Raw genomic sequence first — 14,166 nt, forward strand, 5'->3', positions numbered from 1 at the left:
CCCATTTGATGACATCCAATCCCGAACGAGAACCGCTGGCCTTTCTGCTCAATAGCAGCGCCCGTTTTCTCAACAGCGTGTTCGAACGGCGTATTGCCAATGCAGGCCTTGGGCTGACGCCCGGCGAGGCCCGCGCGCTGCTGACCGTTGCTGCCATCGACGGTGCCAAGCAGGCGGACATTGCCGCTCGCATCGGTCTCGAACCGATGACGGTCTGCACCTATCTCGACAAGCTGGAATCGCTTGCCCTCGTGGAGCGCCGCCCCAACCCGGACGACCGCCGGTCGAAGTGCATCTACTTGACGGAAAGCTCGACGCAGATGCTGAAATCGGTGCGCGAGGAGGTGGATGGCCTGATGGCGCAGGCGACCGAAGGTTTGGGCAGGGAAGACATCGAGCGCTTCCATGCGCTGCTCTCCGTCTTGCAGAAGAACCTCCACACCGCGGCGATGGATAAGAACCGGACAGAAGGCTGAGCCGGGAGCAATAAAAAGCCCCGCGCAAAACGGGGCTTCCATGCGTGAGGTGATCTCGTCCTCCGCCTCTGGTCGTCCTCGGGCTTGACCCGAGGATCCAAGTTTTCCAATGGCGTCAACGGTTTATGGATCCTCGGCTCAAAGCCGAGGATGACGGCCGAGAGGCTTTACGCCCTCTAAGCCAAGTTGGTTGAGAGACCTGAGCCCCGGCAAAAGCGGAGGCTCAGGACGGCCCTTGCGGACCTCTTACTTGCCGAGGTTACGCTTTGCGAGCGTACGCAGACGCAGCGCGTTCAGCTTGATGAAGCCGGCGGCATCCTTCTGGTCGTAGGCGCCCTGGTCGTCTTCGAAGGTGACGAGCTTGTCGGAATAGAGCGACTTCGCGCTCTCGCGACCGGTGACCATGACATTGCCCTTGTAGAGCTTCAGGGTCACTTCGCCTTCCACATGCTCCTGGCTCTTGTCGATCAGGGCCTGCAGCATTTCGCGCTCCGGCGAGAACCAGAAGCCGTAATAGATCAGCTCGGCGTAACGCGGCATCAGCTCATCCTTAAGGTGTGCTGCACCGCGGTCGAGCGTGATGGATTCGATGGCGCGGTGCGCTGCAAGCAGGATCGTGCCGCCGGGGGTTTCGTAGACGCCACGGCTCTTCATGCCGACGAAGCGGTTTTCCACGAGGTCGAGACGGCCAATGCCATTGTCGCGGCCATAATCGTTGAGCGTCTGCAGAAGGGTTGCAGGCGACATTTCAACACCGTTGATCGAGCAGGCATCGCCCTTGCGGAAACCGACCTTGATGACGGTTGCCTTGTCGGGTGCAGCTTCCGGGGAAATGGTGCGCATATGCACATATTCCGGGGCTTCCTGCGCCGGGTCTTCCAGAACCTTGCCCTCGGACGAGGAGTGCAGCAGGTTGGCGTCGACGGAGAACGGCGCTTCGCCCTTCTTGTCCTTGGCAACCGGGATCTGGTGCTGTTCGGCGAAGTTCAGGAGATCCGTACGGCTCTTGAAGGTCCAGTCGCGCCACGGTGCGATGATCTTGATATCCGGATTCAAGGCGTAAGCGGAAAGCTCGAAACGCACTTGGTCGTTGCCCTTGCCGGTCGCACCATGGGCAATGGCGTCAGCACCGGTTTTCTTGGCAATCTCGATCAGGTGCTTGGAAATCAGCGGGCGGGCAATCGACGTGCCGAGCAGATAGACGCCTTCATAGACGGCGTTGGCGCGGAACATCGGGAATACGAAATCACGAACGAATTCCTCGCGGACATCCTCGATGAAGATTTCCTTGATGCCGAGCATCTCGGCCTTCTTGCGCGCCGGCTCCAGCTCCTCGCCCTGGCCGAGATCGGCGGTGAAGGTGACGACTTCCGCGCCGAGTTCGGTCTGCAGCCACTTCAGGATGATCGAGGTATCGAGACCGCCGGAATAGGCGAGAACGACTTTCTTAACGTCTTTCGGGAGTGCCATTCGTGAAATCCATTTGCATAACCGGCGATCGCTTCAAGCCTCGCCTTTCCTTGGGATTGCGGCACTTTTAGCGAGTTTATCGGTCGGCGCAAGAGATAATGAAAACGGATCGGACCTGGGAACGCTTTGCTTGCCGGATGACTTGTCACGTGACTGAGACGAGAAAAGCGATAGATTTCAAAAGGCGCGCCAAAAGGCGTCTGGTTGCATGGGATGCCACTGCCGTTTGATGAGGACGGCCCTGGAGAAGGAGAAACCAATGTCGACATTTCACCCCGCATTCCAACAGGATAATGTTGCCGTCATCACCGGAGCCGCCTCCGGCATAGGTCTTGCAGCGGCAAAACAATGTGCCGGTTTCGGCATGAGCGTCGTGCTGGTCGATCTGGACGGTGAGAAATTGCGAGCGGCAGAACGTGACATTGCCGCCACGGTTGAGGATGGCGCGGCGAAGATCGTCGCCATCCCGACGGATGTCTCCAAGCTCGATGAACTCGAGGCACTCGAACGAGCGGTGATTCAGCGCTTTGGCCGCGTCCATCTGCTGATGAACAATGCCGGCATCCAGCCGGGCAGCGTCCTTTTCGGCCCCCAAGTCAACTGGGACAGGGTGATCGGCGTCAACCTTATGGGCGTCATCAACGGCGCCCGCGTATTCGGTGGGGGCATGGTCGCCCATGGAGAGCCGGGCCTCATCATCAACACCGGCTCGAAACAGGGCATCACCACGCCACCCGGGGATCCGGCCTATAACGTATCGAAAGCGGGCGTGAAGGCGTTCACCGAAGCGCTTCAACATGAGCTGCGCACTTCAAACACCGGCGCGATTTCAGCGCATCTCCTGATTCCCGGCTTCGTCTTCACCGGTCTTACCGCGGGCGAGCGCACGGAAAAGCCGGATGGCGCATGGACGCCGGAGCAGACGGTGGACTTCATGCTGGAGAGCATTGGGCGCGGCGATTTCTACATTCTCTGCCCCGACAACGAGGTGGATAGAAAGACCGACGAGAAGCGCATTCTCTGGGCTGCCAACGACATTGTCCAGAACAGACCACCGCTGTCGCGCTGGCATGGCGATTATGCCGAGCACTTCAAGACGTTTTTGAATAGCTGACGCAATACGAAGAGGAATTGGCAGGCTCACGAAACGGCGTTATGAGTATGCAGCAACCCCGTTTTGGATGGTATCACCGTGGACTTCATTCCGAGCCTGCCAACCCTGATTGCCTTCACCGTCGCCATCCTGGTTCTGGCGGTGACGCCCGGTCCGGACATGACGCTCTGGATCAGCCGCTCCCTGCGCGAGGGCCGCAAGGCAGGCTTCATGACGCTCGTGGGCACCAATCTCGGTATCACCGTCCATACGCTGCTGGTCGCCTTTGGCGTGGCAGCGCTGATCGTCGCTTCGCCGACAGCCTTCATGATCTTGAAGACGGGCGGTGCTGCCTATCTCGTCTGGCTCGCCATCCAGGCCATCCGCCACGGCTCAAACTTCGTGATGGAGCGCCCGAAGGAACAGAAGGCCGGCGCGTCGATGACGTCTGCTCTGGTCAACGGGCTGTGGGTTAACCTGCTCAATCCAAAGGTCATCATCTTCTTCATGACCTTCCTGCCTCAATTCGTCACAGCCTCCGATCCGCACGTGACAGGCAAGCTGATCTTCCTCGGTCTCTGGTCGATCATCGTCGCCCTGCCGATCGGCATCGGAATCGTGGTGGCTGCAGACTCGCTCTCCGACTGGCTGCAGCGCAATCGCAAGGTTCTTCGCGGCCTGGATTACACCATCGCTGGCGTCTTCTCGCTCTTCGCCGTCAAGATTTTCCTGACGCAGGCAAAGTAAGGCGAGAGCTGTCCAAAGCGTTTCGCGATCTTTCAGATCTGCTCACAAGCTCTGGATCCTTGTTTTATCGCATGTCGTTATCGCAACCGTTGCACATTTTTGCGTGGACCATACTGCCGCCTTGCCAGACGGAGCCGCAACGTCGTGGGGTCTGGCTTTTCAATACCGTTTGTAAGTCATCGTAGTACATTGATCTCAGCCTCGAGGGCGAGGATGAGGGTGAGCTTACAAGTCAGCGCCCATCAGCACCTGTTGCCGTTAAATGAACTGATCAGCCAGCTATAGTTCATGTTCAACTGACGGCCATCCGTGTAAACGGGATCTTGGATGGTGTTGACGTAGCGAGGATCAATTTCAACACTGTAATCGCCCTTTTCCGCTCTTTGCACGGCTGTGCGTGCGCCAGCAATGAAGGTGTTGATAGCGCTCATCGTGGCGGGACATCCCTTCGCATCGCTGGACCGAAGTTTCTTGTCCCATGCCACCGACACATCACTCAGGCGGTTAAGGCTGGCTTTCGTATCATCGCGGAGATTGGCGTCACCAGGTGCTGCGAACATGGCAGTCAGTTTGGAGACTGTGTCCTTTGAAAACAAAATGATCCCTGCTCGATCACGCTCCACACTATCCGGCGCAGCCTCGTCATAGGCTTTGCGCGCCAAATCGTAATCGTGCTTCTGCATACTATTGAAGAAGGCCTCCTCTGCCGCCGCTACCTTCTTCAGGGCATCCACAAAGGCTGGGTCCTTCTCACGTGCGGTCTTGCCGCCATCTGCGAGATACCCTTTGGATTGCGCATAATTCGCAAGGTCAGTGTTGATCGGCTCGAAACCGGCCAGAGCATCGGCATAAGACTTCGCTGCAGGATCGATATCTGCAAACGTCGCCTCCTTGACGAACGCCTCATTCAGCGCAGACTTAACCTTGGTAACGTCTATGGGGCTTGCGACGGAGTAATTCTGGAGCGGTTTGTCGCCAGCCAAGGCACGAGCATATGTCTGAACGTGGCTTTGCAGAACTTGGTTAAAGCTCACCGCCAGCGAATTGGCTGCCTTGACATAAGCGTTGTATTTGGAAACCGCCGCCTGGTCTGCCGCTGGGGCGACAACACCCTTATTTTCATTATCCTTGTCGTTGCAACCGGTCAGAAGAATTGCAAAAGCGGCGGCGAGTGCGGCGAAAAGACTTTTTCTGAAAAACATCATTTCTCCATGACTGTGACATTCGACCTGAAACGAACATGACAGGACATCCAGTCCCTCGTGAGGGATTGGATGCGGTAGAAATGGTGCAGCGGTCGTGAAGTTCCAGCGTGGTCTTGTTGCCCGCATTTTAACGGTGACAGGAGCATAGCCCGTCCTGTGCATCACCCGATGAGCAATTCATCATCATCGAGAGTCTGACCACGGATCTTGCGGAACATCTCGATCAGATCTTCCACCTGGAGACCCTTGCGGCTTTCGCCGGAGACATCGAGCACGATTTCACCGGCATGCAGCATGATGGTGCGGTCGCCATAATCCAGCGCCTGGCGCATGGAGTGCGTCACCATGAGCGTGGTGAGCTTGCGCTCCTCCACCACCTTGCGGGTCAGTTCCATGACGAATTCGGCCATGCCCGGATCGAGCGCTGCGGTATGTTCATCCAGCAGCAGAACATCGGATCCGGCAAGCGTTGCCATGACCAGCGAGACCGCCTGGCGCTGGCCACCGGAGAGAAGATCCATGCGGTCCTTCAACCGGTTTTCCAGCCCAAGGCCAAGCGAGGCGATGCGGTCCTGGAAGAAGGCACGACGGCCGCCGCCAAGCGCCGGAAGCAGACCGCGCACCTTGCCGCGTGCAGCCGCGAGCGCCAGATTTTCCTCAATGGTCAGCGCACCGCAGCTTCCGGCCAACGGATCCTGAAACACACGCGCCACCTGGCCCGCACGGCTGGCGGTCGGCTTGCGTGTGACGTCCACGCCGCTGATCGTCACCTTGCCAGCACTCGGCAGCACGTCGCCCGCCAGAACGCCGAGAAGCGTCGACTTGCCAGCACCGTTCGAGCCGATCACGGTGACGAAGGAGCCGTTTTCGATGGTGAGATTGAGCTTGGAGAGCGCCTGCTTTTGCAGGGGCGTTCCCTTGCCGAAGATGACCTGAATATCCGACAGCGAAATCATGATGCGGCTCCTCCACGGCGCAGGCGCGGCAGGATGAGGGCGACGGCAACCAGAACGGCGGTAACGAAATTAAGGTCGGAGGCCTTGAGGCCCAGCGCATCGCTGGAGAGCGCCAGCTGGATGGCCAGCCGATAGGCAATAGAGCCGAAGACGCAGCCGATCAACGCGATCAGAATGCCGCGAGAGCCGAACAGCGTTTCGCCGATGATGACGGCGGCAAGCCCGACAACGATGGTGCCGACACCCGATGTCACATCGGCAAAGCCGTTGGTCTGGGCAAACAGCGCCCCGCCCAGCGCAACGAGCGCATTGGAAAGCGCCATGCCGAGATAGATCTGGTTGCCGGTCTTTACCCCTTGAGCGCGGGCCATGCGGGCATTCGCGCCAGTGGCGCGCATGGCAAGACCTGCATCGCTTTCCAGAAAGCGCCACACGAGGATGACAGCAACGATAACCAGCAGGCCGACGAAGAGCGGCCGCACCAGATAATCGGATATGCCAAGACCATAGAAGGGCTCGATGACCGTTTCCTGATTGAGAAGCGCGACATTCGGCTTGCCCATGACGCGCAGATTGACTGAGAACAGCGCAATCATCGTCAGGATCGAGGCCAGAAGATTGAGGATCTTGAAGCGGACATTCAAAAGTGCTGTGACCATACCAGCGCCAGCACCGGCGATCATCGCAACGCCTGTTGCAAGCCATGGATTGAGACCGGCAATGATCAGCACCGCCGCCACGGCAGCGCCGAGCGGAAAAGAACCATCAACGGTCAGATCGGGAAAATCGAGCACGCGAAAGGCGAGATAAACACCGATCGCGACAAAGGCGAAGACCAGCCCCAGTTCGACGGCACCCCAGAAGGCGATTTGGCTCACGACAGAAGTCCTTGGGTTTTTCGACCGGGCGTTTCGCCGGGCCGATAGAGCAAGAGTGCCGCTGAAGCGCGGCACTCTCGATTGGAAGTGATGTATCTCGGTGATCCGGCCTTGTGTGGACGAAACGACATAAACAATGTCAATCGCGCGAGGCGGACGACGAGACCTTACTCGATCACCTTCGTAGCGCGCTTCACGACGCTCTCAGGGAAGGTCACGCCAATCTTTTCAGCGGCTTTCTTGTTGAGAACGAGGTCGGTGCCGACAGCTGTGGTTGCCGCAATATCACCAGGCTTCTCACCCTTCAGGATACGCACGACGACAGCACCCGTCTGCTTGCCCACATCGAAATAGTTGAAGCCGAGCGCTGCGATAGCGCCACGTGCCACGGAATCCGTATCGGCAGCAAAGAGCGGGATCTTCGCCTCAGCCGCGACACCGGCAGCCGCCTCGAAGGCGGAAACGATAGTGTTGTCGGTCGGAACGTAGATTACATCCGTCTTGCCGACCAATGCGCGGGTCGCGCCCTGAACTTCGGAGGACTTGGTGGCGACGGATTCGACAACCGTCAGACCGGCCTTTGCAGCGGCTTCCTTCAACAGAGCGAGCGTCGAGACAGAGTTGGCCTCGGCCGAGTTGTAGATGTAGCCTATCGTCTTTGCCGACGGTGCAATTTCCTTGACCAGAGCCAGATGCTCGTTGACGGGAAGCGCGTCCGAAAGACCGGTGACGTTGCGACCGGGCTTTTCCATCGACTTGATCAGTTGCGCGCCGACGGGGTCGGAAACGGCGGTGAAGACGACTGGAATATCGCGCGTTGCGGCAACGACGGCCTGAGCCGAAGGCGTGGATATCGGCACGATGACATTCGGAGCGTCGCCAACGAACTGACGGGCGATCTGTGCGGCGGTACCTGGGTTACCCTGCGCGGACTGGTAGACGAACTTCAGGTTTTCGCCTTCCTTATAGCCAGCTTCGGCAAGCGCGGCCTTCACACCATCACGTGCGGCATCGAGGGCCGGATGTTCGACGATGGCAGTCACGGCAACGGTCACGTCTTCCGCTTTGGCAGGTAGGACGAGAGCCGTGGCGGCGGCGAGCGCCAGAATAAGTGCGCGCATAGGGTATTCCTCCGATTATTTTGCTTTTCCCGCTCTCTTTAAGAAAGGGTTAAGCCGAAATCAATCGCGCGGGAGAGATCGGAGCGATCAAATATTTGATTGGGTGGAGGGGTAAGGTTCAATCAAAAGCTGCTGAGGTCTGTAAGTCCGTCGAAAAATGGAACGAAACTGCCGATCCTCTACTCGCAAATGCGGTCCATACCGCGCAAGCCTGATACTCTGAAGCCGGAAGCGCACGACCGCTTGACGTAAAACAAGTTTTCCGCGGTCGCGATGGAGGTTTGTTCTCGCAATAAGCACTCAAACCTGCCGCAAACAGGACGCCTTACGCCTTTGTCGGCATGCACTATCCTGGATAGATCACCAAAGTCACAGGAATGAGGGTCTTGAGACGGTGGATGGGAAATGTCATCGGAATGTTCAGGAAACCATCCTGCGCGATTGGTGGCGTCAGCCTTTGAGTGAGACTTGATTTGGCAAAGATTATTCTGGCTGCCGGTCGCCGTTTCGGGCGATTTACCTTACTGTTTCTGATCGCGCTGCTGGCGCTCATCATGAGTCTGTTGTTCTTTTTGCTGGATCAGCACTTCATTTGGCTTTTTGCTCTGATCGGCTTTGCCTTGTGGACGGTAGACATCACGATCGCTCTGTTGAAGGGCATATTCTTTACAAATCTATCGCGTGAAAAGGTCAATGGGATCAGTCGAGCCCAAGCCCCTGGACTATGGTCCATGTGGGAAGCTGTCGCCGGAAAGGCCACAGCCAGGAAAACCGCGATTACATTGAGTGACGCGATGAATGCGGGCGTCAGGATGCATCGTACTCTGCTCGGATTGCGCCGCCATTACGAGTTGATAGTCGGCATTCCTTTGCTGGCAGTCACAGATAAAGAAGCGATGTTCGCCATTCTGATGCATGAGAATGGTCACGTGCTGAACGAGGATGTGAACGGAAAGCTCCGTCTGGCAGAACTCGAAGAAAGCCTCAACATCGTCTTCGACTTCGCTTCACCGGAGAAATCAATCACCGGACACCTGCTCTACTCCTTATGGAAAACACTCTCACCATCATTTGAGCTTGAGAAGATGCGCCTATCTCGAGACGCCGAGATTAAGGCCGATCTTGAAGCGGCGAATGGTGGTCACGGCGAAGAGGCCGCTCGCGCCCTGCTTCTGGTCGATGCGTCCGCCATATTTCTGGAGCAAACATTTTACGAGTCGTTGCGGAAAGAACGCACGGATACAATGCCAACTGTCATTTCGCCCACGAAACGCCTTTTGAACGCGGTGTCTATGCTCAATATGAGTGAGCTGTTAAACATCTATGCGCGCCACGCATGGTCGATGGAGGTTGACGAACTGTCCTCTCATCCCTCCTGTGCTCAACGCCTTTCAGCGCTGGGCTATGCCGAACGGTTTACCATAGAACCAGTGGCAATCTCAGCACTTGCCCTCTTGGAAGACGATTTTGCCAAGCAAATGTTTGCTAAGCTGGATGAGTTATGGACGAACCCCGTGCCGAGCAAGCTGCAATCGTCAGCGGAACATACCGGATAAGGTAAAAGCTGCCGGAGGCAGCGGGAGATGATCTGGCTTCAGGCGTGACGTCGGAAAGAGCGTCGCCACAGACCCGTACCGGAGAAGCTCAAGACTGAAGCTGCTCTCGGAGCGACGACACCGTAGAATCAGTCGTCAGCCCCGTGATTGGCAATCATCATCGCTTCAAACGCCAGGCGCTCGGTCTTGCGCATGCGTTCGGATTCCGACTTCAGCTGGCCGCAGGCTGCCAAAATATCGCGGCCACGCGGGGTGCGGATCGGTGAGGCGTAGCCGGCCTGATTGATGAAGTCGGCGAACTTCTCGATTTGCGCCCAGTCCGAGCACTGATAATTGGTGCCGGGCCATGGGTTGAAGGGGATGAGATTGATCTTGGCCGGAACGCCCTTGAGAAGCTGGGTCAGCATCTTGGCATCTTCCAGGCTGTCATTGACGTCCTTCAGCATCACATATTCGAAGGTGATGCGGCGCGCATTCGAGAGACCCGGATAGTTGCGGCAGGCGTCGATCAGCTCCTTCAGCGGATACTTCTTGTTGATCGGCACCAGCATGTCGCGCAGCTCGTCGCGCACGGCATGCAGGGAGATCGCCAGCATCACGCCGATTTCGTCGCCGGTGCGGAAGATTTCCGGCACGACGCCGGAGGTGGAGAGCGTGACGCGGCGCTTGGAGAGTGACAGACCGTCACCGTCGGTTGCGATCAGGAGTGCGGTCTTCACATGCTCGAAATTATAGAGCGGCTCGCCCATACCCATCATCACGATGTTGGACACCTTGCGGCCTTCGCTCGGCACATAGGCCCCGACCGGCGTCGAGCCATCCGGGAAATCACCCAGACGATCGCGGGCGAGCAGAAGCTGCGAGAGAATTTCTTCCGCCGTCAGGTTGCGCACCAGCCGCTGTGTGCCGGTGTGGCAGAAGGAACAGGTGAGCGAACAGCCGACCTGGCTGGAGATGCAAAGTGTCCCGCGGCCTTCTTCAGGAATATAAACGGTCTCGATTTCCACCGGGCGACCGGCGCCACGCGGGGGAAAGCGCATCAGCCACTTGCGCGTGCCGTCATTGGAGATCTGCTCTTCGACGATTTCCGGCCGCGCGATGGTGAACTTCGCCTTCAGCGTCTCGCGAAGCTCCTTGGCGACATTGGTCATGTTGTCGAAATCGGAGACGCCGCGCACATAGAGCCAGTTCCACAACTGGCTGACGCGCATCTTGACCTGCTTTTGCGGCACGCCGATCTCCATCAGCGCATCCGCCATCTCGTCGCGCGTCATGCCGATCAGCGACGGCTTGTCCGACATGAGGTCGCTGTTGGCGACCAGAGGCGCCTTGACTGCAAGACCGGGTGTAGCTTCCAAAGTGGACATCGTCCTATCCCATCATCCAATGCACGAGCGAAACCGACCAGTCGAAACGGCGGAACGTCATCTGCATGTCGAGAAAATCCAAAAGCGCGGCGATCACCTGGTGTCGCCAGCATTCGTGTTGGCGCGCATCTAGCATCAAACCGGCAAAAACGCAAATGGCCGGTCAGGGACCGGCCATCAGACTCTAATTTTTTTAGAACTGCTTACTTGCAGCTTTCGATCTGCTTGAGAGCAGCCGAGATGCCAGACAGCGAATAGGAATAGGAGGTTGCCGTCCCGCGACCGGAGGTCGCCTTGACGGTCATGCTCTTGCCAACCTTCATGGCCGCAACGAGTGCCGGTTCTTCAGCGGCATTTTCGACCCAGGCCGCCTTGTCCTTGGTGAACATCACGAAGTTCTTGGCATCGATCGTCACATTGACCTTGGAGCCTTCCTTCAAAGGATAGCCAACCATGGCCTGCGGCTCATAGGAAATGTTCTGGCCGGGACGCTGCGACACGATGAAAAAGATATCGCCATGGTCGACGCTTGCCGGCTCCTTGGCGGTTGGAACGGAAAGAACATAGCAAACGGTGCTTTTACCCGATTTGTACGAATAGGCACCCCAAGCGTTGAACTGCTGGATGCGCGTGGGCGACTGTGCAGAGGCAATGCTGACGCTGGTCAGCAAAATGGCGGCTGCGGTTGCTACACTTCTTACAAACATTGAAATTCCTGCCGGGTTTATTGTCTTCCAGTTGCCCGAACGGCTAGGCCGGGCCGGTGCGAGGTGAAGGCCGTCATCTTCATTTTGGCTAAGGAACGGTTACCAAACCGTCAACGCCATCATTAAAAGGTGAGAATTGTATCGCGGTGTTACAGTTCGGATACTCCCCGCGCCCCAAGATCCATGCTGCGCCAAGGCTGAAAACGCCTTGACAGAAATGCATGCGTCAGAGGTCCTCAACGCATGTAAAACACGCTTCGAGCGACGCGAGTCAGCGCCACGCAAAAGGTATGACACGGCAATTCAGGCAAGAATTTGTCGGGATTTGGAACCGCGTCTAACGGCACATCACAGAGCCGTTATTCCTCGCGCATCTTTTCCAGCGCAAGATCGGCGGCGTCGTAATGCTCCATCTTGATATGGGCACGGATCATCGCAAGGGCTGCGGTCAAAACCGCAATATCGTCGGTAAAGCCGATGACCGCCAGAACATCCGGCACCACATCGATCGGCATGATGAAATACCCAAGTGCTGCAAGCAGAATACCCTTGGCTCGAAGCGGCGTGGAGGGATCGACAGCGCAATAATAGGCCGCAGCCGCGTCTCTGGCAAAAGGTACCTTGCTGACGACCCGCTTCATCTTCGGCCAGAACTTGGATCGAACAGTCTCCTCGCGTTCCTTCTGCGTGTCGGGATCGCCGGGAAGCAGGATTTCACCGATCTTGACGTCATCCATGGTCGTAGTTCCTTTGGTCATGACGGATAATATAGGCGATGAAGACCGCTGTTCAATTGCCGCGCCCGGCAGCCGCCTTCTCCATCGCCTTTGCCAGCAGGATATCGCGCTCGGTAATCCCTTGGGAATCATGCGTGGTCAGACAGATCTTCACCCGCGAATAGACATTGGACCATTCCGGATGGTGATTGAGCTTTTCTGCCGCCAGCGCGCACTCAGCCATGAAACCGAAGGCTTCGGCAAAACTGGCAAACTTGTAGGCCTTGACGATTGCCAGACCGTCTTCGCGCAAAGACCAGCCGTCCAGCGTCTCAAGCGCCGTGCGCACTGCGTCCGCTTCAAGTTTCGCATAGGTCATGATGGTCCCTTCCCCTGATAGACTGTTCTATGCAACTGAACGGACGGACATGCGCTTTGGTTCACCTTTGACCGTCAGATCAACCGCGCAAATGGATGCTCGGCCGGGGCGCTCGCCCAGCCGATGCTATGATCAGGTATCATGGAGTTAGAACAGGCTCTTCTCCGGAAGCAGTCCAGCGTCGGCATAGACGCCAGTCGAACGGCTCTCATAGAGCGGGAAGGCCTCTTCGACGATGTAAGGCCCGCCGCCGACCGATTCCTTCGAGGACATCAGCACGAAGCGCCCGACGGTGAAGGGCGAGGTTCGGAAATCCCCGCGGCCTGAAAGATAATGGACCACATCGTCGAGCCTGGAATTGCGAAGCCGCGCCAGCGTCACATGCGGCGTGAACTTTCGCGGATCCGGCGGCAACCCGAGACGCTGGCAGATGCGCTCGATTTCTGCCTGGAGAGCGACCATTTCCGGAGAGGGAGAAACCCCGGCCCAGAGGGAATGCGGCTTCTTCGATCCGAAGGAGCCCATGCCCGTCAGGTTGATCTGAAACTCCTCGCGATCGATACGATCCAGCCGATCGACCACTTCGTCAGCGGTGCGTCCGTCTATATCGCCGATAAAGCGCAAGGTGATGTGATAATTCTCCACGTCAATCCACCGGGCTCCCGGTAGACCACCGCGCAACAATGAAAGGCTCATCGCCGCATTGCGCGGAATTTCGAGGGCGGTAAACAGTCTCGGCATGGCGAGCTCCCCGAATCTCTTGGCAGAACAAGGACAGCGAATCATGCAAAGCTTCGCTGCGCAAGTGCTTATTTTTTTTGCTCACGGATAGTCTTAACAAAGGCCTCGACGGCGGGCAGAGACTTCTCCACCATCACTGCAACGCCCTTGGCATTGGGATGCATTCTGTCTTCCAGCTGCAGGCTTTGATCGAGCACGACACCGTCCAGAAAGAACGGGTAGAGCGGGATCTGATACTTCTGCGCCAGCCGTTCATAGATAGGGTTGAACGCCTTGCCGTAGTCGCCGCCCATGTTTGGCGGCACGATGATGCCCATCATGAGAACCGGGATATTGCGCTTCTGAAACCCTTCGATGATGGCCGCCAAGTTCTTCTCGGTATCGGCAGGCGGAATGCCCCGCAGCGCATCGTTGGCGCCAAGCTCCAGGATCACGCCATCGGTCCCATCCGGCACCGACCATTCGGCGCGCGCAAGGCCGGCAGAACTCGTGTCACCCGAAACGCCCGCATTGGTCACGACCGCATTGACGCCCTTGGCTTTCAGCGCGGCTTCGAGCTGGGCGGCGTAGCTTTCGTTCGGCGCAAGCTGATAGCCGGCCATCAGGCTGTCGCCAAAGCCGACGATCTGCAAAGGTTTATCTTGAGCGCCAGCGGATGAAGAAGAAAGAAACGCCCCAAGGATGACGACGAAGTGAGCGGCAACGGCTTTAAAATTCATTCCAGCCTTCCTAATTGGTGAAGCCAGCAAGGCTT

At 57.5% G+C, this 14,166-nt stretch carries 15 protein-coding genes; 4 read left to right on the forward strand and 11 right to left on the reverse strand.

Features of this window, described 5'->3' with window-relative positions:
• Positions 1-8: 8 nt before the first annotated feature.
• Positions 9-476: a MarR family winged helix-turn-helix transcriptional regulator gene (locus PVA19_RS16130; RefSeq protein ID WP_274103417.1), complete on the forward strand. Its 468-nt coding sequence runs from the start codon at positions 9-11 to the stop codon at positions 474-476.
• 246 nt (positions 477-722) lie between these two features.
• On the opposite strand, the gene PVA19_RS16135 is transcribed toward PVA19_RS16130, so the two are convergent.
• Positions 723-1,946: an argininosuccinate synthase gene (locus tag PVA19_RS16135; protein WP_062444382.1), complete on the reverse strand. Its 1,224-nt coding sequence runs from the start codon at positions 1,944-1,946 to the stop codon at positions 723-725.
• Between the two features lie 259 nt (positions 1,947-2,205).
• Between PVA19_RS16135 and PVA19_RS16140 the strand changes: the two genes are divergently transcribed.
• Together PVA19_RS16140 and PVA19_RS16145 are read left to right on the forward strand one after the other, a co-directional pair.
• Positions 2,206-3,060, forward strand: coding sequence for an SDR family NAD(P)-dependent oxidoreductase (locus PVA19_RS16140; protein ID WP_274103419.1), 855 nt, complete (start codon positions 2,206-2,208; stop codon positions 3,058-3,060).
• A gap of 78 nt (positions 3,061-3,138) precedes the next feature.
• On the forward strand, positions 3,139-3,786 hold the full coding sequence (locus PVA19_RS16145; RefSeq protein ID WP_113267556.1) for a LysE family translocator: 648 nt from the start codon (positions 3,139-3,141) through the stop codon (positions 3,784-3,786).
• Between the two features lie 242 nt (positions 3,787-4,028).
• Here the strand turns inward: PVA19_RS16145 and PVA19_RS16150 are convergent, their stop codons facing one another.
• The 4 genes from PVA19_RS16150 to PVA19_RS16165 form a co-directional block, all read right to left on the reverse strand.
• Complete coding sequence (locus PVA19_RS16150; protein WP_274103420.1) at positions 4,029-4,988, reverse strand: DUF3829 domain-containing protein; 960 nt, start codon at positions 4,986-4,988, stop codon at positions 4,029-4,031.
• A 164-nt stretch (positions 4,989-5,152) separates the two neighbouring features.
• Positions 5,153-5,947, reverse strand: coding sequence for an ABC transporter ATP-binding protein (locus PVA19_RS16155; RefSeq protein WP_274103421.1), 795 nt, complete (start codon positions 5,945-5,947; stop codon positions 5,153-5,155).
• A complete protein-coding gene (locus tag PVA19_RS16160; RefSeq protein WP_274103422.1) occupies positions 5,944-6,825 on the reverse strand; it encodes an ABC transporter permease in 882 nt (293 codons plus the stop codon). The genes PVA19_RS16155 and PVA19_RS16160 overlap by 4 nt, the downstream gene beginning before the upstream one ends.
• A gap of 167 nt (positions 6,826-6,992) precedes the next feature.
• A complete protein-coding gene (locus tag PVA19_RS16165; protein ID WP_274103424.1) occupies positions 6,993-7,946 on the reverse strand; it encodes an ABC transporter substrate-binding protein in 954 nt (317 codons plus the stop codon).
• A 473-nt stretch (positions 7,947-8,419) separates the two neighbouring features.
• Here PVA19_RS16165 and PVA19_RS16170 point away from each other — a divergent pair, with 473 nt between their 5' ends.
• Positions 8,420-9,502, forward strand: a complete 1,083-nt coding sequence (locus PVA19_RS16170; RefSeq protein WP_274103425.1) for a M48 family metalloprotease — start codon at positions 8,420-8,422, stop codon at positions 9,500-9,502.
• Positions 9,503-9,630: 128 nt separating this feature from the next.
• Here the strand turns inward: PVA19_RS16170 and rlmN are convergent, their stop codons facing one another.
• The 6 genes from rlmN to PVA19_RS16200 all read right to left on the reverse strand — a co-directional run bounded on the left by rlmN (position 9,631) and on the right by PVA19_RS16200 (position 14,131).
• Positions 9,631-10,803, reverse strand: a complete 1,173-nt coding sequence (gene rlmN, locus PVA19_RS16175; RefSeq protein WP_113273198.1) for a 23S rRNA (adenine(2503)-C(2))-methyltransferase RlmN — start codon at positions 10,801-10,803, stop codon at positions 9,631-9,633.
• A gap of 269 nt (positions 10,804-11,072) precedes the next feature.
• A complete protein-coding gene (locus tag PVA19_RS16180) occupies positions 11,073-11,576 on the reverse strand; it encodes an invasion associated locus B family protein (protein ID WP_062424918.1) in 504 nt (167 codons plus the stop codon).
• 359 nt (positions 11,577-11,935) lie between these two features.
• Positions 11,936-12,313, reverse strand: coding sequence for a YkvA family protein (locus PVA19_RS16185; protein ID WP_062424919.1), 378 nt, complete (start codon positions 12,311-12,313; stop codon positions 11,936-11,938).
• A 52-nt stretch (positions 12,314-12,365) separates the two neighbouring features.
• Positions 12,366-12,671 (reverse strand): 4a-hydroxytetrahydrobiopterin dehydratase, encoded by a 306-nt coding sequence (locus PVA19_RS16190; RefSeq protein WP_062424920.1) that lies wholly within the window; start codon positions 12,669-12,671, stop codon positions 12,366-12,368.
• Between the two features lie 147 nt (positions 12,672-12,818).
• A complete protein-coding gene (gene thpR / locus PVA19_RS16195; RefSeq protein WP_113226933.1) occupies positions 12,819-13,412 on the reverse strand; it encodes an RNA 2',3'-cyclic phosphodiesterase in 594 nt (197 codons plus the stop codon).
• Between the two features lie 68 nt (positions 13,413-13,480).
• Positions 13,481-14,131, reverse strand: a complete 651-nt coding sequence (locus tag PVA19_RS16200; RefSeq protein WP_113273078.1) for an arylesterase — start codon at positions 14,129-14,131, stop codon at positions 13,481-13,483.
• Positions 14,132-14,166 lie beyond the last annotated feature (35 nt).

Origin of the sequence: Agrobacterium sp. CNPSo 3708, from assembly GCF_028674915.1 — a bacterium.
Lineage (GTDB): Bacteria > Pseudomonadota > Alphaproteobacteria > Rhizobiales > Rhizobiaceae > Agrobacterium > Agrobacterium cavarae.